Source organism: Nitrincola sp. A-D6, from assembly GCF_000764495.1.
In the GTDB taxonomy this organism is placed as follows: domain Bacteria; phylum Pseudomonadota; class Gammaproteobacteria; order Pseudomonadales; family Balneatricaceae; genus Nitrincola.
Genome location: NZ_JRLB01000099.1, coordinates 1 through 18,867, shown reverse-complemented (window position 1 = coordinate 18,867; position 18,867 = coordinate 1). Strand labels below are relative to the sequence as shown.

Below are 18,867 nucleotides of genomic sequence, written 5' to 3'. Positions count from 1 at the left end.
GTGTTTATCTTTGCGCTTGGCCTGAGAGCTTCCCTCTCAAGTGTGTGGTAATTATTAGTGTCATAAGTGTGTGGTAATTACTTGTGAGCCTGTGAGGATTGTCATAAGTGTGTGGTAATTATTCCGGCCCATATTTAAGGCAGAACCTTGTGGGTTATTCCTTGAGCAATTGAGCCGGAAGTGGGTATTAGTTATTTTCTAAGAAGTGGTATGAACATGAATTCGATTCATACATAAGGAAGGAGCTTTGCGTCACTGCGTCACGGTTTTGCGTCACGAAACGGCTATTTTGCGTCACGAGTTGCGTCACTGCGTCACGAAAAAGTGCGTCACGAAAAACCTTAACCATGTGATTCTGTCTCACTTGTGATTCGTATAGGCAATAAAAAAGACCAGCTCTAGGCTAGTCTTTATCTTCAATTTCAAGCACTTACGGAGTTATCTAACTGCTTAACTACTGTGTACTATATGACATTTTTAAATGGTGCGGACGGAGAGACTCGAACTCTCACACCTTACGGCACCAGAACCTAAATCTGGCGTGTCTACCAATTCCACCACGTCCGCTAACTGCAAGAGAGATTGGGGTGGACGATGGGGCTTGAACCCACGACCGCCGGAATCACAATCCGGAGCTCTGCCAACTGAGCTACGCCCACCATATCATCTCTTTTTCATTTGGTCAGGTTACTGGCGCGCCCGGCAGGACTCGAACCTGCAACCTACGGCTTAGAAGGCCGTTGCTCTATCCGATTGAGCTACGGGCGCATTTAAGCCTGACCACTACCGTGACGAATAATGCCCGTCTCAGAAGTGGTGCGTATCCTAAGTTAGAGATCAGACCTCGTCAAGACTAAATTTAAATTTAGCTAAAAAAGCTCTACTAGTCATCTCGTCGCTAACACATAAGTATAGTTCGTATTTATGCCCCTGCGCTTTTGTGAGAAACTATATCTATTTTATGATTAGACCCGGGGACACCTTTCGACAATGAGCGCGAAAATTATCGATGGTAAACAAATTGCACAACAGGTCCGTCACCAAGTCAAAGCGGGCATAGATGAGCGTAACGCTCTGGGCAAACGTCCGCCCAGCCTTGCCGTGGTTTTAGTAGGCGCAGATCCCGCCTCACACATCTACGTCAAGCATAAAAAACAGGCCTGTAAGGATGTTGGCATTGAATCAACAGCCTACGAATTATCATCAGACATCACTCAACAAACACTTTTGGAGCTAATTGATACCTTGAATGCCGATCCCGCGACCGATGGCATTCTGGTGCAACTGCCCTTGCCGGAACAGCTGGACACGACCGCGATTATTGAACGTATTCGTCCGGACAAAGATGTCGATGGGTTTCATGCCTTCAACCTGGGTCGTCTGGCACAGCGCATCCCGGCACTACGCCCCTGCACACCCAAAGGTATTATGACGCTACTGAAATCCACTGGCGTTGACTTGTATGGGCAGGAAGCCGTTATTGTAGGCGCCTCCAATATTGTCGGCCGCCCCATGACACTTGAGTTACTGCTGGCAGGCTGCACTACGACGACGACTCACCGATTTACCCGTGACCTGGAAGCCCACGTCAGGCGTGCTGATATTGTCGTCGTCGGTGTCGGCAAACCCGGCATTGTCAAAGGCGAGTGGATTAAACCCGGGGCAATAGTCATTGATGTAGGGATCAATCGTCTCGAAGATGGCAGTGTCGTCGGTGACGTTGAATACGCTTCGGCTGCTGAGCGTGCAGCATGGATCACCCCCGTTCCCGGTGGCGTCGGTCCCATGACGGTTGCCAGTTTAATGGAAAACACTCTCGAAGCTGCCACACAATTAAACCGTTAATTTCCGCGTTATCACTCCTGGCCGATAGCGTTATTTAACACTATCGGTCATTACCCTCCGCTGTTTATATTTCCCATTATGCTTAAATACTCCCACTCCAGGTTTGAAAATTGAAATGATAACATTTATCATTCGTATAACACTAACGACCAAGATTGCGAGTGACTATGGAAACCACAGAACTACCACTGGAAACATCTGAGACTCTGGCAACTCCGGACATGGATCCTTTGACAACGCCAATCATCGATCCCCTGACAACACCGGAACTGTTGAGTGCTCCAGAGTTGCTGGATAGTACTTTACTCCCTTCTGTGGCTGAGTCCGCACCCAGTCAACTGGATACGCTCATCAATCTTCTGGATGTAGGCGGGCCTGTTGTCTGGATACTTTGTGTCTTCTCTGTTTTTGCCCTAACACTGATATTATTGAAATTTTGGCAACTCTCAGTCACTGGTGCGGGTGGCAAACGAAAAACACTCAATGCGCTAAAAAGCTGGAACCAGGGAAAACAATCCGCAGCCATTGAGCAGTTGAATTCCAGTCGCCAGGCACTTCCGCGCCTGATTGGTACAGCTATGCGCGGTGTACACCAAAAAGGGGATACCCCACAACTACGCGAAGAACTCAGTCGCTTAGCTTCTATAGAGATGGAAAACCTGCGCTCTTTTTTACGCCCGCTTGAAGTCATTGCCAATCTAAGCCCTCTGCTGGGTCTTCTGGGTACGGTATTGGGTATGATCGTAGCATTTCAACAAATGGAGCTAGCAGGCAGCCAGGTCGATCCCAGCGTACTCTCAGGCGGTATCTGGCAGGCACTACTGACTACGGCGGCCGGTCTTATTGTGGCCATCCCGGTTTTTCTGGCTCACAGCACCTTGGAGCGCAAAACAGAACGAATTGCACATGATATGGAAATTCTGATTACTAGTGTTTTCACACGCAACTGCTTAGATCCGTACATTCCCAGCACGACTCAACAGCCACAGGAATCCGGCGAAAGCTGGAAAACTGCAGATGGGGCCGTGAATGCAGCTTAATATCCAAGCCGGGAAAAGACGCAAACCCTTGAGTCTGACCCCCTTAATTGATGTGGTTTTTATTCTGCTGCTGTTTTTTATGCTGACCTCAAGCTTCATTAAATGGCATAACCTGGAGCTGGCTGTTTCGGCTCCGTCTCAATCAACCAGCCAGAGTAATGAGTCCCCTCCTCTACTGGTCAAGCTGAATGCCGAAGGTAAGCTCAGTGTGTCCGGGCAGACCTTTGCAGCACATGATGATGCACCACTTCAACAGCTGCTGGTGGATAATACAGATGCACGCGTCATTCTATTTACAGCCGATGAGGCGAACATACAGCTGATAGTATCAACCCTTGATCGTCTCAAGCGCCTGGGTGCCGAGGGCGTCTCACTGAATACGGACCGTTAGTGATGAAGCTATTCCCTGTAAAGCCCTCTCGTAGCGGCAATGATGATAATGTCATCCCGCTGATCAACATAGTGTTTCTGATGCTGATCTTTTTTATGCTCGCCGGCCAGATCACGGCTACTGATGCACTACAAGTCATGCCTCCAAGCTCAGATACTCAGGCCCCCACTGTCGCACTTGAATATGAACTGCTGATGGATGCTGATGGTGCTCTTGCATTGAATAATCAGGTAGTTACCCCTAAAGAGCTCAAGGAACAGCTTAGTATGCTTTCTGAACAAAATACTCAGGTGGAACTGGCACTAAAGGTTGATGCACAGGCCACAGCCGCGCATTTAAAGCCCTTACTGCAATTACTGACTGAAACCGGAATGAGTCAGATCACTCTATACACCCGCCAGACAAGCACCGCATCATGACTTTGACAAAACGCCACGGCATTATTGCGTTCATTATCGCACTATTACTCCACTTGAGTTTTGCTCTCGCCTGGATTCTTAACCGTCAGCCAGATGCTGAAACGGCCCTACAACCCGGTGTAGCCGGCGTAAGTGTCAGCCTTGCCGCCGCCGGTGATCTTATGGATGCCGCCGAATCAGAGGCCGCACCGGCCGCCACAACCGCAGAGCTTGAAGAGCAGCCAGAAACATCAGAGCCAGATCAGGAAACCCCGGTTGAACCCGATCCTGAACCGATACCTGAGCCGGAACCTGTTCCAGAACCCGAACCCGAACCAGAGCCAGAACCTATCCCGGAGCCTGAGCCTATCCCGGAGCCTGAGCCAACTCCAGAACCGGAGCCTGTTCCTGAGCCGGAACCAGAGCCGGAACCAGAGCCGGAACCTGTGCCTGAACCTAAGCCTGCTCCAGCACCTAAGCCTCAACCTGCTCCAGCACCACAACCCAGCCCTACACAGGCTGACAGGGTTGCAGATGTGGCATCAGAACAGTCAGGGGATAGTGACAGCGAGACTGATGAAGACACCAGTCAGGCAAGCTCGGCTGGTGCAAACACGCAAGGCAGTGATGAAGTCATCGACACAGGTGGCGACCCGGCAGCTGAAGCCAATTATTTTGTGCAGCTGAGTCATTACCTTGGACAACACAAACGCTACCCTATGATGGCACGACGTCAACGTCGTGAAGGTGTTGCAGAAGTTGAATTTACGCTGAATCGCAATGGTGAGGTACTGAATGCACGACTAGTTAACAGTAGTGGTCATAACTTGCTGGATCGTGAAGTACTGGAAATGCTGGAACGTGCTACGCCTTTACCCCCCTTTCCATCCAGCATCAGCGCCAATCAACTGGTGATCACCCTGCCCGTCAGTTTCAGCCTGAGTGATCGCCGATAACCGAGAGGGCCAAGATGCAGGTGTCTGGCCCTCTTAGCTGGCTGATACTCCGGTCAAGGCCTTCAAAGCCCCTTCTACCACCTCACGTTCTATATCACGGGTAATGAAGACAAGACGGGAGCGGTGATCCTCACTGGGCCAGGCAGGAAGTGGAACGGGTGGATGGAAAATGTGCTGTACACCATGAATAACCAAAGGCTTTTCCTGATCCTTAATATTCAAAATGCCTTTAACACGCAGGATGTTTTCACCCATAAAGCTCATCAGTACTTCCAGCCAGGTGGTTAACTGCTCTTCGGTTAACGGCGCCGCAATAGAAAAGCAGAACGCACGAATATGATCATCATGGCGATTCACATCATGATGATGGTGGTCGTGGTCGTGGTCGTGGTCGTGGTCGTGGTCGTGGTCGTGATGATCATGGCTGCAGTGGGAATGCATTTCCTCAGTATGAGCTTCATCCGCAAAGGCTTCTTCACGTAGCCAGCGTTCCACATCCGGTGTTTTGCCAGAGGCGGAAAAGAGGCCCAGATCCAGTAGTTTATCAGCCGTTGCCTCGCCCTGACTGACTGACCACTGAGGTGCAGCCGGGTTGATGTTACGCAAACGTTGTTGCAATAACTGGAAATCCTGATCAGTCACCAGATCCTGCTTTGATAACAGCAGTACATCAGCCACAGCCGCCTGTTTAACAGCTTCAGGATGCTGATCAAGGGTATGTTGGCCTGCACAGGCATCCACCAGAGTCACCACACCATCCAGGCGGTATCGAGATGCAATTTGCGGGTGGGTCATCAAGGTATGCAGTATGGGTGCTGGATCTGCCAGCCCCGTGGTTTCAATCAATACCCGACTGAAATGACGCTCCCCCTCACGTGAAAAACGCCAGGTAATATCCCGCAGCGTCTTCACCAGATCCCCGCGAATCGTGCAACAGAGACAGCCGTTGCCCATTTCCATAATGATATTCTCAGTGGAATGCGCAACCAGCATATGATCCAGCGACATCTCACCAAACTCATTAATGATAATCAGTGCATCGGCAAACTCTGGTTGTTGCACCAACTGGTTCAGCAAGGTGGTTTTACCACTACCGAGAAAACCGGTCAGCAGGGTTACAGGTATAAGTGATTTTTTGTGGCTGGCTGTCATGAGGTATCTCGGTTACAAAGCGTGTCGGTTCATCAGAACATCAGGGAATATGATAAATGTTACACTATAACAAATCACCTTTCACTCATTTCGATTGGGTCGAGGGCTAATGGGCTAATGGGCTAATGGGCTAATGGGCTAATGGGATCGTATCTGGCTGACACGCCGTAAACCCATCCCTGGGGGCTCCGGCGCGCCATCCATGGCGCACAGGGTCAGCCAAATCCGATCCCATCAGCCCTCACCAACCTGGGTGCCAGATTAAAGTTATTTTTGCTATTTGAGCTGGCACTGAGTTTCGGCGGGGGTGGTGATATTGCTTTGGAGTGACCGTCTGGCGCCATGGATGGCGACAGTCGAGCGTGTCATGGATGACGAAAGCGGGTCACACCAAAGCGATACCACCACCCAGCATAGCACCTGCCAAGTGCGTGCTGTTAGCGAGGTTGCTAATCTACAAATAGAGTCAGATATATCGAAAAGCTCTGCGTTACGTTAGCATAAAGCCAGGCATTCAGGCCTGATGGCTCACAGCAACGGAGAATAAGAACCATGCCGACTGCGATACATTCCGCACCTATTGACCAGCGTATTGAGTGGCTGATGGAACTTAGCCGTACTCACTCAGCACTTTATTGCGACCCTGAAAACTCACTGGCACGGCAGCGTTATCTGGCTGAACATCCTACCCGTATAATTGCCTTGAAGTGCATGGACGGGCGCATCCATTTGCCCTATGCCACCAAAACACCCTTAGGTATTGTAAGCCCCTTCCGTAATCTGGGCGGCATTTTTGACCTGGGCTGGCCTTATATGGGTGACCTGCTGGAGAGTCAGGTGATGGAAGCCATCCAGCAGGGGCATCGGGTACTCATCATTATTACCTATCACTTTTCCAAAGGTGACCGCTCGCGCGGCTGTGCCGGTTTCAACTGTGACAAAGATGCCGCCATGGCACATGCACACCAAATTCGTGAGCAGGTTGAGGCGATTTTCGGGCATGGACACAAAACGGTGTACCCCCTGGTGTGTGGTTTTGAAACTGACGAAGATGCCTGATTTTGCACAGCAGTGAAGGTGAGTCGCTTGATCTCTCCACACTAAAACCGGATGACCTGGATAGCTTGCCAGTGAAGCTGGAAGGTTTCTTTACCGATATGCCCGCTCAGATACGCCATGACCTGCTCCCGCTGGTCGAAGGGAACTTGCGCCATATCGATGAAATGCGTCAGCTGCAGCGCGATCTGGATATTGAACACCGCGAGTGGATGATCTGTGTCGGACGCGGCTTTGATTTCCTGCATGTGCCTAATGTGGCGCTGATCATCGGCCTTACAGCCCGGATCTGTCCGACCCTATCATCAAAGCTGCCGGTATTATCCGTGCTAATATGGCGCAAGGCCGGATACCCGATGATGGTTTCTTGCTGCTGTCCTCGGCGCCCTATGATGAAGTCGGTCCGGATCAGGCGCGTGCTGAATTGAAAGCCCGTTTCATGGCAGATTTTGCTGCCAATGTGATCCGTGAAGCGCAACCGGCACTGGCTGAAAAAATGCTGATTCGTACAGCTTCCTTGCACTGGCCTACGCGGCGGTTGGAGTTGATAGGGTGAAGCTTCGACAAAGCGCCTGGTTGTGTTTGAAGTAGTAGGCCCAATTATGTAGCTTAAGGTACTATGTTGACTTATTGGCAACAGGCTTCTATTATTGTCAATAAGTCAACAGGAGTGACCATGCATATTATTTCAAAGCGCCCGTTTAACGATGCGGCCAAAGCCCATCCCAACCAAAAACAAGCCCTTGAAGATCTCTATCGGGTGCTTCGTAAAAGTGAGTTTGGTACGCCGGAGGCGATGCGGCAGGTGTTCCAGTCATTAGATAATTTCAAATATAAGGATAAATGGTGGGTGCTTGATGTGGGAGGCAATCATCTCCGTATTATTGCCTTTATTCAATTCGTTAATAACCGCATATATGTGAAACATATAGTTACCCATGCAGAGTACGATAAAATTTGTAAACGATATGCCAAAGGAGAACTTTTATGACTGCTGTAGCGTTTAAAGAGGCCTGTTACAGCTTCGCCGAAGCAGCGGCTCCCTATGCCTCCATTAAGGATGATGCACACTATGAGGAGGCTCTGGCGTTGATTGAAAGCCTGTTGGAAGAAGCTGATGACTCCCCCAATGACCCACTCAATGCCATCATCGAACTGCTCAGCCACGCCATCGAAATCTACGAAAACTGTGATGAAGAGCTGGCCACCTTTAAACAACGCGCTTTGGAGAAACCTGCCGACCTGTCCATGCTGCGCTTGCTCATGACACAACACCAGCTTGGCACCGCCGACCTCCCCGAGATTGGCTCTAAGTCCATGGTATCCCGAGTACTGTCTGGCGAACGCAGCCTGAACAAAAAACACATTGCTGCACTGTCCCAGCGTTTTAACATAGATCCGGGGCTTTTCTTTTAAGATAGCCCTAAGAGAAGCCTATTGGTAAGAGTGAATTTTATCCTATAGTGGGGCTAGATAGTGAATTCTCAGGCATATTAGGTTAACTTGTTGATTGTCTAATGAACCTGCCATGAAAAGGAGATTCGAGCCTATGGTTTCACCTGATTCTGCAAGCAACTTTGGATTTCTGTCTGAGCACGATCCTTTGTTTGCGGAACTGGCTGTTGCGGCTGAACGCGCATTTGTCAGCGACCCAAACACAACGCTGATCAAGTTGCGCCAATTAGGTGAAGCCTTGGCTCAGCATATGGCTGTGCTAGCCAATATTCCATTTGACGAGCAGAGTACTCAAGCCGACCTGCTGTATAAAATCAGTCGTGAATACAAGCTCGAACCTGTAGTGCGAGAGCTGTTTCATACCCTGCGCATCGAAGGCAATAAGGCTACCCATCGGTTCAGAACCCAGCATAAAGAGGCGATTCAAGGCTTGAAAGTGGCCCGGCAATTGTCGATCTGGTTTCATCAGACTTTTGGTAAAGCAGGTACAGAGTTTCAACCGGATGCGTTTGTGCCACTCCCTGATCCGAGTGAGCAGTTACGAGCGCTGCAAGCTGAAATCACGCAACTGAAGCATGATTTGCAACATGCTAGTGTGGAGTTGGATTCCAGCCAGCAACTGAATGACTTAATCGCCAAAGAAAAGTCAGAATATGAAGCCTTAGCGCTGGCCATGGATGAAGAGTCACGAGCTCTGGCTGCACAAGCGAGTCAACATGAGCAGGCCTTGGCTCAGCAGCAAAATGAATACGAGCAGAAAATAAAAGCCTTGCAAGCGCAGTTGGCTGATCAGGATGAAAAAACACAGACCAGGCAACGCCAGCAGCTTAACCGCAAAGCACAAGCGGCCACTCAGCATATTGTCCTTGATGAAGCCCTGACCCGTATCCTGATTGATCAACAGCTGAATGAAGCAGGTTGGCAGGCAGATACGGATGTTCTGACTTACCCAAAAGGGGTTCGTCCAGAGAAGGGTAAAAACATCGCCATTGCAGAATGGCCAACTCAACTTCAGGGTGAGAAAGGACGCGCAGATTATGTGTTGTTTGTTGGTCTGACACCTATCGCGGTGGTTGAAGCGAAAAAAGAAAACACCAATGTTGCCGGTAAAATTCCCCAGGCAGAGCGCTATAGTAAAGGTTTCAGTGTCGCACAACCCTTGCAGGGTGCATGGGAACTGGCTGGTATGACAGTTGCCTGGCCAGATGAAGAAGAGGGTCACTACAAAGTACCCTTCGTCTACTCCTGCAATGGTCGCCCCTACGTCGCTCAGTTGGCTGAGCAGTCCGGTACCTGGTTTCGTGATGTTCGCAGTGTATCCAATACTCGCCGTGCGTTACAAAACTTCCACACACCTGAAGGTTTGCTGGACCTGCTGAAACGTAGTAAAAACATGGCTCAGCAACAACTCCAACAAGAGCCGTTTGGTTATTTAAAGCTACGTGACTATCAGCAAAAGGCGATTCATGCCGTTGAGAGTACTTTGGCTAAAGAAGTGCGCTCAGCCCTGCTGGCCATGGCAACAGGCACGGGTAAAACGCGCACTATTATTGGCTTGATGTACCGTTTTTTAAAAGCTGAACGCTTCAAACGTATTCTATTCCTGGTGGATCGAACTGCCTTGGGTCAGCAAGCGATTGATGCCTTCAACGAAGCACCGTTGGAACAAAATCACACCCTGTCGAAAATCTACAATGTCGCCGAGCTGGGTGACATGGCAGCCGAAGCGGAAACTCGTGTGCAGGTGGCTACCGTACAAGCAATGGTTAAGCGCATTTTTATGAGCGACAGCCCGCCACCGGTAGATCAGTTCGACTGTATTATTATCGATGAAGCCCACCGGGGTTACACTCTTGATCAGGAAATGACCGAAGGCGAGTTGGCTACGCGTGACACCAGCCAATACCTCTCCAGTTATCGCCGTGTGCTGGACTACTTTGATGCGGTTAAAATCGGTTTAACCGCAACTCCCGCCAAACACACCAGTGAGATTTTCGGTAAACCGGTTTATACCTATTCCTACCGTGAAGCCGTAGCGGACGATTGGCTGATAGATCATGAACCACCGATTCGCTATGTCACGCTACTATCACAACAGGGTATTCACTTCACCAAGGGTGAAACCGTCAGTGCTATTAATACCCAGACTGGTGAGGTGGAAACAGCTGAGTTGGATGATGAGCTGAATTTTGAAGTGGATGCCTTCAACCGTCGCGTCATTAATGAAAACTTTAATCGTGTTATCTGTCAGCAACTGGTGCAGGAGCTGGATCCCTTTGGGGATGAAAAGGCGCTGATTTTCTGTGCCACTGACCTGCATGCCGATATGGTTAAGCGGCTACTGGATGAAGCATTTAAAGATCTATATAACGGCGAATACAATCAAGCGGCTGTCGCAAAAATCACCGGACAGAGTGACAAGGTTGAACAACTGATTCGCCAGTATAAAAATGAGCCTTACCCCAATATTGCCATCACCGTTGACTTGCTCACTACGGGGATCGATGTGCCGAAAATCTGTCATCTGGTATTTCTACGCCGGGTTAAATCACGCATTTTGTTCGAACAGATGATTGGGCGTGCCACTCGCCGTTGTGATGATATAGGTAAAACGGTGTTCCGTATTTACGACCCCGTGGATATCTACGCCGCTTTGAGTGATGTCAACACCATGAAACCACTGGTGAAAGATCCCAATATCACCTTGGAACAGTTAGTGGAGGAGCTGACAGACCCATCCCAGCTCGAACGTGCGCTCAATGCGCCGGGTGATACACCTGAGCAAAGTCACGCAGATGTAGTGCTAAGCCAGCTTAGTCAGAAAGTGATGCGGGTATTGCGTAAGGCAGAGAAGAAAGCCCAAGATAAACCGGCCATTAAACAAAAGCTGGATGAATTACAGGAACTCTGGGGTATTGAGCCCAAAAGTCTGCACACCCATTTGCACCAATTAGGGCCGCAGCAAGCTGCGGCATTTATCACGCGTCATGCAGGGCTAGTTAACCAACTTGCCGAGGTGAATAACCTGCTTGGCAGTGAATACCAGCCAATCATTTCCGAACATGACGATGAAATCCGTGAACGTACCCAGAGCTATGGTTTACATCAGAAACCGCAAGATTACCTCGATAGTTTCAATGAGTTTATACGGCAACAGCTAAACCAAAGTGCAGCTCTGGGCGTTGTCGTGAATAAACCGCGCGACCTTACCCGTGAGCAACTTAAAGAGATCAAGCTGCTGCTGGATGCAGCGGGTTACTCCGAAGTTAAACTGCAAAGCGCGGTGCGCAACCAAACCAACCAGGATATCGCCGCCAGCATCATCGGCCATATTCGTCGTGCTGCACTGGGCGAGCCGTTGATTCCGTTTGAACAACGGGTTGATCAAGCCATGCAACGTATTTACCAGAGTCAAAACTGGCTACCAGCGCAGCGCAAATGGTTGGAACGACTGGCAAAACAACTGGTGCATGAAGTGATTATTGACCGTGAATTCGTCAACAGTCGTTTTTCCGAGCAGGGCGGTGCAAAACAACTGGATCGTGTGTTAGCCAATCAGCTCGACAGCGTTCTGGATGAACTCTGTGAGGCGATTTGGCCACCCATGAGCGCGTAACCTGTCGATAAAAACAAAAAAATCTATACATGTTGTAGTTAACATGTATAATTTTTTGAGTTTTTTATACATATAAGCGTGCATTTATAGAGAAAAGGAAGAAATCTATATGTCACATACCTTGCCGATGTTGCCACTGCCCAATATTGAACAATGGGAAACGCGGGCTGTGCTGAAAAGAACCGCTGAGGCACACCGCTACCTGGCTGAGCTTAAAGGCTTGGCGGCTAGCATTCCCAATGAAGCCATACTTATCAATACACTGTCATTACAGGAAGCAAAAGACAGCTCCGCAGTTGAAAATATTGTCACTACCCATGATGCACTTTATAAGGCCGATTTATTTGAAGATACCCTCATCCAGCCAGCCACTAAGGAAGTGCAGGATTATGCGATTGCGCTGAAACAAGCATTCGCTACCGTTCGGCGCACTAAGCTCATTCGATTGAGTGATATTCTCACCGTACAGCAGCATTTAGAACATAATCATGCAGGCCTACGCTGCTTACCGGGTACTGAACTCAAAAATACCCACACAGGTGAAGTTGTGTATACCCCGCCACAACATGCCGATGACATCGCTGTGTTGATGGATAATCTAGTAAATTATATCAATGATGATAGCCTGTGTGATGCTGATCCATTGGTCAAAATGGCACTCATCCATCATCAATTTGAAAGCATACACCCTTTTTACGATGGCAATGGCCGAACAGGGCGTATTCTGAATATATTGTATTTGGTTATCAAGGATCTATTGAATCTGCCAATCCTCTATTTAAGCCGCTATATCATTCATCATAGGGCGGATTATTATGCTCAACTGCAAAATGTTCGCCAAAGTGATCACTGGGAGCCCTGGCTGCTGTATATGCTAGATGGCATTATCGATACCGCACAGAATACTATTTCATTGATTACGCAGATTAAAGTACTGATGGATGATGTTAAACAGCGTATGCGTACACAGCTGCCTAAAATTTATCGTCAGGACTTGTTGAACAACCTGTTTTATCACCCTTACACAAAAATCGACTTTTTGGTGCAAGACCTGGGCGTCACGCGTATTACGGCCACCAAATACCTTGAACAACTGGTGGAGAATGGCTTTCTGGAAAAACAGAAAGTGGGTCGGGGTAACTACTACATAAACCAGCCACTCTGCACGCTACTGATGGCGCACAGCTAATACTGATATCAAATACTGAGACAAGCATGACCCACAATGACATCGTACAAAAACTCTGGAACCTCTGTGACGTATTGCGTGATGATGGCATCAACTACAGTGATTACGTGACCGAGTTGGTGCTGCTGCTGTTTATCAAAATGGTGCATGAGAACACTGAAGCCGGAACGCTAAAAAGACATCCGCTACCGCAAGGTTGTCGCTGGACGGACATTAACAATAAATCCGGTATCAATCTGCTGAATGACTACAAACGCATCTTGTTAAGCCTGTCGACAGACAAAGATGCCGAGGGTGAGGTGGTGCATGACGACCCACTGATCAGCGCCATCTATGCTGATGCACAAACCCGACTGCGTGAACCGCGCCATTTAGAGCAGATGATCAAAACCCTGGATCAGATTGACTGGTTCAGTGCCGCTAAGGATGGTTTGGGTGATCTGTATGAGGGCTTGCTGGAAAAGAATGCCAGCGAAACCAAATCCGGAGCAGGCCAGTACTTCACTCCCAGAGCGTTGATAAACTCCATGGTGCGTTGTATCAAGCCACAACCCGGTGAAGTGATACAGGACCCTGCTGCTGGCACGGCCGGATTCCTGGTCGCAGCCGATCAGTATATGCGTGAGCAGACCGACGACTATCTTGATCTGTCTGCGCTGCGGGCAGCCTTTCAGAAGAGTAAAGCTTTCATCGGCATAGAACTGGTACCCAATACCCGCCGCTTGGCACTGATGAACTGCTTGCTGCATGGCATGGAAGGTGACGACGAAGGTGTAGTGCATCTGGGCAATGCGCTGGGTGATGCGGGTAAATCGCTAAAATCGGCCGATATCATCCTCGCCAACCCGCCGTTTGGCACCAGTAAGGGCGGCGAGGCCAGCAACACCCGGGATGACCTTACCTATAAAACCAGCAACAAACAGCTGGCATTTTTACAGCACATTTACCGTAACCTGAAACCTGGTGGTCGTGCCGCCGTGGTCTTGCCGGATAATGTGCTGTTTGAAGCCGGTGTTGGCACCGATGTGCGTCGCGACCTGTTGGACAAGTGTAACCTGCACACCATCCTGCGCCTGCCCACGGGTATTTTCTATGCCCAGGGCGTGAAAACTAACGTGCTGTTTTTCACCAAAGGCAGTGCCAACGACAAACACCAGCAAGAAAACTGTACTGAAAATGTCTGGGTCTACGACCTGCGTACCAATATGCCCAATTTTGGTAAACGCACTCCCTTTGGTGATCAACACTTAAAACCGTTTGAATCTGTTTATGGTGATGATGCGAATGGCTTGAGTCAGCGCTCTGAAGGTGAATACAGCTTCAATGCCGAAAAGGTAGAAGTAGCCGAAGCGGAAGAAAACCAAGGCATAGACGAACGCCTGGCACACAGCCGCTGGCGCTGCTTTAGCCGCGATTGGATTCGTGATACCAAAGGTGACTCACTGGATATTTCATGGCTGAAAGACAAAGACAGCGTCGATGCCGCCAACCTGCCTGAGCCTGATGTGCTGGCCAGGGAAGCCAAAGTGGAACTGGAAGCGGCGCTTAGTGAGCTAGATGGATTGTTAGCGTCTTTGGGAGGAAATGCGTGATGGGTTTACGCATTTATATAGCATCTGAGCAGTCGAATTTTGTCACTCAAATCACTAAGGGGTTTATAGGTGCTTACGGAATTTGCAAAAGAGTTGGGGTGAGGGGTGAACGAGGATGTTTTGCCAGATGGATGGTATAGAACAAACTTAGGCTCAATCATTGAACTCAAGTATGGTAAGTCATTGCCTGCCAAAAGTAGAGATGGTGGTGAGTACCCGGTGTATGGTTCGAATGGTATTGTTGGTAGCCACTCTACCCCATTAATTGACCATGGTGGTATAATCGTTGGACGCAAAGGTTCATTTGGAGAAGTTCAAATTTCTGATGTTCCATTTTATCCGATAGATACAACTTATTATGTGGATAAATTTTATTATCAACCAATAAAGTATTGGTTTTATTTTTAAAAAATCTTCCTCTAACTCAGCTAAATAGATCAACTGCGATACCTGGGTTAAACAGGATGATGCATATGAGCAAAGTCTTGATCTTCCTCCATTAGCCGAACAAAAAATCATCGCTGATAAACTCGACACCCTACTTACCCAGGTGAAAACCACCAAGTCGCGCCTTGAACGCATCCCTGAAGTTCTAAAAACATTTCGTCAATCCGTCCTCGCCGCTGCTGTGAGTGGGAAGTTGACGGAAGAATGGCGGGGAAATATCGAAGCAAGCTGGACCAAATCAATTTTAGCTAATGTATGTCGGAGCGTATCGGATGGTGACCATCAAGCTCCCCCAAAGGCCGATGCTGGTATCCCATTTTTAGTTATTTCTAACGTAAGTAATGGTGAAGTCGACTTTGATTCCGTGAGTAGATGGGTTCCAGAAGATTACTACGAGTCTCTAAAGAATATTAGAAAGGCAGAAATAAATGATATTCTGTATACAGTAACAGGATCTTTCGGAATTCCGGTTGTAGTTAAGTCATCGGCTCCATTCTGCTTTCAGCGGCACATCGCGATAATTAAGCCTGATCATACCAGTGTTGATTACAGATATCTTTACTATTACTTGGCTTCACCCGAGGTTTTTAAACATGCTGACTCAGTAGCAACAGGGACTGCACAAAAAACGGTATCACTCACCCATTTACGCAACTTTAGTATTTCATTACCTACGCTTGAAGAGCAGGCCGAAATCGTCCGCCGTGTGGAAGCGTTTTTTGCCTTTGCCGACTCCATCGAGCAAAAAGTCTCTGCTGCGCTGACCCGTGTCAACAACCTCACTCAATCTATTCTCGCCAAAGCCTTTCGCGGAGAATTGACTGCCGAGTGGCGTGCAGCCAATCCTGACCTGATCGGCGGTGAGAACTCGGCTGAAAAGTTGCTGATGAAAATTCAAGCTAGTCGTCAAGTAAAACAGCAAAGGCCTAAAAAATAATGTCTGTGCTTTTTCCGTTTTAGTCGTGTGGATTACAAGGAGTTTAAATTGATTGCTATAAAGAAAAGAATGACTGTTGATGAGTTTGTTGGTTTGGGGGCTTTATGGGTATTTAAAGCAATATTTTTTATGTTGTGTGTGCTTATTATAGCTGTATCAGTTTTATTTATTCCAGAAGTATATTTTCCGAACCAAACAGGCTGGAATGACCTCAGTAATATGGAGTTATTTTTTTTGGCTTGTTGGATTTATTTGACAGTTCGGTATGCTTTAAAGGTAAAAAAATATTCTGCTAGTGTTTTAAGAGCAATATACCGTTATATTATCTATTTTGGTGCTCATTCAATGGTGTTTTTATCTATGACTGGACTTGTTTTCATTGGTGACCCTGATGAAGGTCAGTTATTTCTGGATATGTATCAAGAATATTTTGATTTGGCATATGTGATTACATTGCTTGTTTTGATTTTTTCTATAGTTCCGAAAGGAAAGTATGGTGCTGTTGAAGCTAAAGTAGAGCAGGCAGGTAGCTCAAAAGTAAATTCAAAAAATGAACATGACGAAGTGACAGAGGGAAGTCATAATGCAGGTTAAAGCTTTTATTTTTTTACTGATTACTATTGTTTCAGTAGGGTCTTCAAATACTAGTGCACGTGGCGACTTTAGTAACCCGGATGCAGAATTTTTAATAACAGCCTGTAAAGCTGTGTCTGAAATTTATAATGCACATGATGAAAAGCGCTTTCTAGCCAGTCAGCGGACCTCGCTTTCTGATGCGATGCGAGCAGGCTATTGTTTGGGTGCAATAGAGCATTATCAATGTGGAGGTTGGTCCAAGTACTCACTATTCGAAGCAGCCAGGCGTATTGCTGCACTCGATATTGAAAACCGTCAAAACAGGCAAACACGCATGGATCGTATACTGGAGCAGGGAGTCTGTAGATAGAATGCATCAGAAAATACCTCAACTGATACGTGATCTATTTCAAATCCAGGCCGCTGAAGACAGTAGCTTACTTAAAAATAAAGCGATGTCTTTTGTTCGAAACGGGCTGATCACCACTGAAACTGAGCAAGGTGTACAGAGAGAACAGCATTTTATTACCAATGAGCAGGGGCGTGTACAATTGTACAATGTGTTGCTGCTCAGTGCGTTTTTTCCTGATACCAAGCTGGTTAAGGATATTTTCAGTGATATTGATGTTCGTAGGCGGTGTGCTGATGAGATCCGATCTCTTTTTCTCGAACGTCAGTCCCTGTTAGGTATCACGCTCACAAAACCTGCTACTCACCAGCTTGTTGAAAGCCTGTCAGCTGTAGAGACTTTTGATCTTACGCAAAGCATGTTACCAAATCCTTTTGAAACCCTGCCGCAATTGGCGCTGGGTAAAAACATCCCCTTGATGCAAGCACTGCTTGCTCAGTCTGCATCTTTAGATTCATATGATTCACTCTTGTCAGCCTACCTTAGGGAGGATTGGGAGGAAGCAGCAAAACTGTGTGAACAATTGGAAAGCCTTGGCTCATTACCAGAAAGTTGTTATTCGTTGGTCGAAACGATTAAGGCTCGATATCAGGAAGCTCAGGAATTCGATGATCTGATCGATCTCTTTAAGCAACGTTAAAAAAATTTCAAATAATGCTTGTTAGTGCAGTGCACTGTTTGAACCTCTCTCCTGCAACATTTATCAATGGAGAGAGATCAAATGAGTATTCCTACACAAGAGTTAGTTATCAATTTTCACATGACAGAAGTGTGCAACTACCGCTGCACATACTGTTACGCAAAATGGAACGATAACCAGTTCCGAAATGAGCTGCATCTTCAACCAGGTCAGGTTGAGCAGTTGTTGTCATCTTTGGCTGACTTTTTTCTGTCAGCAAATCCATTTAAACAAGAGTTTCCATATCAAACCGTACGTATTAACTTTGCCGGTGGCGAACCTATGGTCCTTGGTAAGCAGTTTATCAATGCTTTAGATACAGCCAAAGCATTGGGTTTCCGTACTTCAATTATTACGAATGGGCATTTTCTCACGCCCGATATGCTTCAACAGTCTTCATCAAAACTGGATATGCTTGGCATTAGCTTTGATACGGCTGATGAATTGATTGCACAATCGATTGGACGTGCTGACCGTCGTGGCCATTGGCTTAATGCAAATCAACTAGTCCGCATTGCCAATACCTATCGTCAACTTAACTCAAAAGGTCAGTTGAAAATTAACACGGTGGTTAATCCATTTAATTGGTATGAAAACATGTCTTCACTGATTGCTCAAGTGCAACCAGATAAATGGAAATTACTTAGGGTATTACCCGTGCATGATGTGCGGCAGGTAATTACGAGTGAGCAATACCAGGCTTATGTTGATCGTCATGCACCTCATGTATCTAACTTAATTGCTGAAGATAATGATGCTATGTGGGCTTCGTATTTGATGATTAATCCACAGGGACGTTTCTATCAGAATAACGGTCCTGAAAAAGGGCATTTGCTTAGCGATCCTATCTTGAAGGCTGGGGTGGAACAGGCTTTCTCTCAGATTCCTTTTGATTTTCATGCTTTTGCCAATCGTTATACACATGGGGTGAAATCATGAATAGAAAAAAATATTCAAAAAATAAGCAGATCAATGCGTTGGTTAGGGAGATGCTCAAGCAGGGCTATATCTATAAGCGAGGGGGTAAACACGGCAAGATTATTTCTCCTGATGGTAAAGTAAAAGTCACGGTGCCCGGTACACCCAGTGATTGGCGTGCATCAAACAGTTTTGGCTGATCTGAAAAGGT

The 18,867-nt window shown here is 47.5% G+C and carries 22 protein-coding genes and 3 tRNA genes; 21 read left to right on the top strand and 4 right to left on the bottom strand.

Annotated elements, in window-relative coordinates:
* Positions 1–482: 482 nt before the first annotated feature.
* The 3 genes from LH51_RS16045 to LH51_RS16035 all read right to left on the bottom strand — a co-directional run bounded on the left by LH51_RS16045 (position 483) and on the right by LH51_RS16035 (position 768).
* A tRNA-Leu gene (locus LH51_RS16045) sits at positions 483–567 on the bottom strand.
* 16 nt (positions 568–583) lie between these two features.
* Positions 584–659, bottom strand: a tRNA-His gene (locus tag LH51_RS16040).
* 32 nt (positions 660–691) lie between these two features.
* A tRNA-Arg gene (locus LH51_RS16035) sits at positions 692–768 on the bottom strand.
* A gap of 222 nt (positions 769–990) precedes the next feature.
* Between LH51_RS16035 and folD the strand changes: the two genes are divergently transcribed.
* From folD to LH51_RS16010, 5 genes are all read left to right on the top strand, one after another.
* Entirely contained in the window at positions 991–1,845 is an 855-nt protein-coding gene (gene folD, locus LH51_RS16030) for a bifunctional methylenetetrahydrofolate dehydrogenase/methenyltetrahydrofolate cyclohydrolase FolD (protein WP_036524039.1), read from the top strand.
* Positions 1,846–2,012: 167 nt separating this feature from the next.
* A complete protein-coding gene (locus LH51_RS16025) occupies positions 2,013–2,885 on the top strand; it encodes a MotA/TolQ/ExbB proton channel family protein (RefSeq protein ID WP_235263793.1) in 873 nt (290 codons plus the stop codon).
* A complete protein-coding gene (locus tag LH51_RS16020) occupies positions 2,875–3,276 on the top strand; it encodes an ExbD/TolR family protein (protein WP_036524035.1) in 402 nt (133 codons plus the stop codon). The genes LH51_RS16025 and LH51_RS16020 overlap by 11 nt, the downstream gene beginning before the upstream one ends.
* Before the next feature lie 2 nt (positions 3,277–3,278).
* Positions 3,279–3,695: an ExbD/TolR family protein gene (locus LH51_RS16015; protein ID WP_036524032.1), complete on the top strand. Its 417-nt coding sequence runs from the start codon at positions 3,279–3,281 to the stop codon at positions 3,693–3,695.
* A complete protein-coding gene (locus LH51_RS16010; RefSeq protein WP_036524030.1) occupies positions 3,692–4,630 on the top strand; it encodes an energy transducer TonB in 939 nt (312 codons plus the stop codon). The genes LH51_RS16015 and LH51_RS16010 overlap by 4 nt, the downstream gene beginning before the upstream one ends.
* A 33-nt stretch (positions 4,631–4,663) precedes the next feature.
* Here LH51_RS16010 and LH51_RS16005 read toward each other — a convergent pair whose 3' ends face one another.
* Positions 4,664–5,782 (bottom strand): CobW family GTP-binding protein, encoded by a 1,119-nt coding sequence (locus LH51_RS16005; RefSeq protein ID WP_036524027.1) that lies wholly within the window; start codon positions 5,780–5,782, stop codon positions 4,664–4,666.
* A 316-nt stretch (positions 5,783–6,098) separates the two neighbouring features.
* On the opposite strand from LH51_RS16005, the gene LH51_RS20900 reads away from it, so the two are divergent.
* The 16 genes from LH51_RS20900 to LH51_RS15945 all read left to right on the top strand — a co-directional run bounded on the left by LH51_RS20900 (position 6,099) and on the right by LH51_RS15945 (position 18,856).
* On the top strand, positions 6,099–6,281 hold the full coding sequence (locus tag LH51_RS20900; protein ID WP_160173747.1) for a hypothetical protein: 183 nt from the start codon (positions 6,099–6,101) through the stop codon (positions 6,279–6,281).
* A 53-nt stretch (positions 6,282–6,334) separates the two neighbouring features.
* Positions 6,335–6,841 carry a carboxysome shell carbonic anhydrase gene (locus LH51_RS23105; protein WP_235263792.1) on the top strand — a complete coding sequence of 169 codons (507 nt, stop codon included), beginning with the start codon at positions 6,335–6,337 and terminating at the stop codon, positions 6,839–6,841.
* 2 nt (positions 6,842–6,843) lie between these two features.
* Complete coding sequence (locus LH51_RS23100; RefSeq protein WP_235263791.1) at positions 6,844–7,266, top strand: carboxysome shell carbonic anhydrase; 423 nt, start codon at positions 6,844–6,846, stop codon at positions 7,264–7,266.
* Complete coding sequence (locus LH51_RS23725) at positions 7,263–7,394, top strand: hypothetical protein (protein WP_268746589.1); 132 nt, start codon at positions 7,263–7,265, stop codon at positions 7,392–7,394. Before LH51_RS23100 ends, LH51_RS23725 begins: the two co-directional genes overlap by 4 nt.
* A gap of 120 nt (positions 7,395–7,514) precedes the next feature.
* The gene (locus tag LH51_RS15995; RefSeq protein ID WP_036520301.1) at positions 7,515–7,829 is read left to right on the top strand and encodes a type II toxin-antitoxin system HigB family toxin; all 315 of its coding nucleotides are present in this window, start codon (positions 7,515–7,517) and stop codon (positions 7,827–7,829) included.
* Positions 7,826–8,254 (top strand): helix-turn-helix domain-containing protein, encoded by a 429-nt coding sequence (locus LH51_RS15990; protein ID WP_036520306.1) that lies wholly within the window; start codon positions 7,826–7,828, stop codon positions 8,252–8,254. Before LH51_RS15995 ends, LH51_RS15990 begins: the two co-directional genes overlap by 4 nt.
* A 133-nt stretch (positions 8,255–8,387) precedes the next feature.
* Positions 8,388–11,909: a type I restriction-modification system endonuclease gene (gene hsdR / locus LH51_RS15985; protein ID WP_036524023.1), complete on the top strand. Its 3,522-nt coding sequence runs from the start codon at positions 8,388–8,390 to the stop codon at positions 11,907–11,909.
* Positions 11,910–12,018: 109 nt separating this feature from the next.
* Entirely contained in the window at positions 12,019–13,098 is a 1,080-nt protein-coding gene (locus LH51_RS15980; RefSeq protein ID WP_036520309.1) for a Fic family protein, read from the top strand.
* 26 nt (positions 13,099–13,124) lie between these two features.
* Complete coding sequence (locus LH51_RS15975) at positions 13,125–14,690, top strand: class I SAM-dependent DNA methyltransferase (RefSeq protein ID WP_036524019.1); 1,566 nt, start codon at positions 13,125–13,127, stop codon at positions 14,688–14,690.
* A gap of 105 nt (positions 14,691–14,795) precedes the next feature.
* Positions 14,796–15,098 (top strand): restriction endonuclease subunit S, encoded by a 303-nt coding sequence (locus tag LH51_RS20195; protein WP_081960870.1) that lies wholly within the window; start codon positions 14,796–14,798, stop codon positions 15,096–15,098.
* A 142-nt stretch (positions 15,099–15,240) separates the two neighbouring features.
* Positions 15,241–16,074 carry a restriction endonuclease subunit S gene (locus tag LH51_RS15970; protein WP_200881872.1) on the top strand — a complete coding sequence of 278 codons (834 nt, stop codon included), beginning with the start codon at positions 15,241–15,243 and terminating at the stop codon, positions 16,072–16,074.
* 48 nt (positions 16,075–16,122) lie between these two features.
* Complete coding sequence (locus tag LH51_RS15965; protein ID WP_144244302.1) at positions 16,123–16,668, top strand: hypothetical protein; 546 nt, start codon at positions 16,123–16,125, stop codon at positions 16,666–16,668.
* Positions 16,658–17,020: a hypothetical protein gene (locus LH51_RS19510; RefSeq protein WP_052063449.1), complete on the top strand. Its 363-nt coding sequence runs from the start codon at positions 16,658–16,660 to the stop codon at positions 17,018–17,020. Before LH51_RS15965 ends, LH51_RS19510 begins: the two co-directional genes overlap by 11 nt.
* Position 17,021: 1 nt before the next feature.
* Positions 17,022–17,699 (top strand): hypothetical protein, encoded by a 678-nt coding sequence (locus tag LH51_RS15955; RefSeq protein ID WP_052063450.1) that lies wholly within the window; start codon positions 17,022–17,024, stop codon positions 17,697–17,699.
* An 81-nt stretch (positions 17,700–17,780) separates the two neighbouring features.
* Positions 17,781–18,677: a viperin family antiviral radical SAM protein gene (locus LH51_RS15950; RefSeq protein WP_052063451.1), complete on the top strand. Its 897-nt coding sequence runs from the start codon at positions 17,781–17,783 to the stop codon at positions 18,675–18,677.
* On the top strand, positions 18,674–18,856 hold the full coding sequence (locus tag LH51_RS15945) for a hypothetical protein (RefSeq protein WP_036524014.1): 183 nt from the start codon (positions 18,674–18,676) through the stop codon (positions 18,854–18,856). Before LH51_RS15950 ends, LH51_RS15945 begins: the two co-directional genes overlap by 4 nt.
* Positions 18,857–18,867 lie beyond the last annotated feature (11 nt).

Bases quoted from the DNA above. Each gene is read 5' to 3' on its own strand.
- folD (WP_036524039.1), top strand. From the start codon at position 991: ATGAGCGCGAAAATTATCGATGGTAAACAAATTGCACAACAGGTCCGT.
- LH51_RS16025 (WP_235263793.1), top strand. From the start codon at position 2,013: ATGGAAACCACAGAACTACCACTGGAAACATCTGAGACTCTGGCAACT.
- LH51_RS16020 (WP_036524035.1), top strand. From the start codon at position 2,875: ATGCAGCTTAATATCCAAGCCGGGAAAAGACGCAAACCCTTGAGTCTG.
- LH51_RS16015 (WP_036524032.1), top strand. From the start codon at position 3,279: ATGAAGCTATTCCCTGTAAAGCCCTCTCGTAGCGGCAATGATGATAAT.
- LH51_RS16010 (WP_036524030.1), top strand. From the start codon at position 3,692: ATGACTTTGACAAAACGCCACGGCATTATTGCGTTCATTATCGCACTA.
- LH51_RS16005 (WP_036524027.1), bottom strand. From the start codon at position 5,782: ATGACAGCCAGCCACAAAAAATCACTTATACCTGTAACCCTGCTGACC.
- LH51_RS23105 (WP_235263792.1), top strand. From the start codon at position 6,335: ATGCCGACTGCGATACATTCCGCACCTATTGACCAGCGTATTGAGTGG.
- LH51_RS15995 (WP_036520301.1), top strand. From the start codon at position 7,515: ATGCATATTATTTCAAAGCGCCCGTTTAACGATGCGGCCAAAGCCCAT.
- LH51_RS15990 (WP_036520306.1), top strand. From the start codon at position 7,826: ATGACTGCTGTAGCGTTTAAAGAGGCCTGTTACAGCTTCGCCGAAGCA.
- hsdR (WP_036524023.1), top strand. From the start codon at position 8,388: ATGGTTTCACCTGATTCTGCAAGCAACTTTGGATTTCTGTCTGAGCAC.
- LH51_RS15980 (WP_036520309.1), top strand. From the start codon at position 12,019: ATGTCACATACCTTGCCGATGTTGCCACTGCCCAATATTGAACAATGG.
- LH51_RS15975 (WP_036524019.1), top strand. From the start codon at position 13,125: ATGACCCACAATGACATCGTACAAAAACTCTGGAACCTCTGTGACGTA.
- LH51_RS19510 (WP_052063449.1), top strand. From the start codon at position 16,658: ATGCAGGTTAAAGCTTTTATTTTTTTACTGATTACTATTGTTTCAGTA.
- LH51_RS15955 (WP_052063450.1), top strand. From the start codon at position 17,022: ATGCATCAGAAAATACCTCAACTGATACGTGATCTATTTCAAATCCAG.
- LH51_RS15950 (WP_052063451.1), top strand. From the start codon at position 17,781: ATGAGTATTCCTACACAAGAGTTAGTTATCAATTTTCACATGACAGAA.
- LH51_RS15945 (WP_036524014.1), top strand. From the start codon at position 18,674: ATGAATAGAAAAAAATATTCAAAAAATAAGCAGATCAATGCGTTGGTT.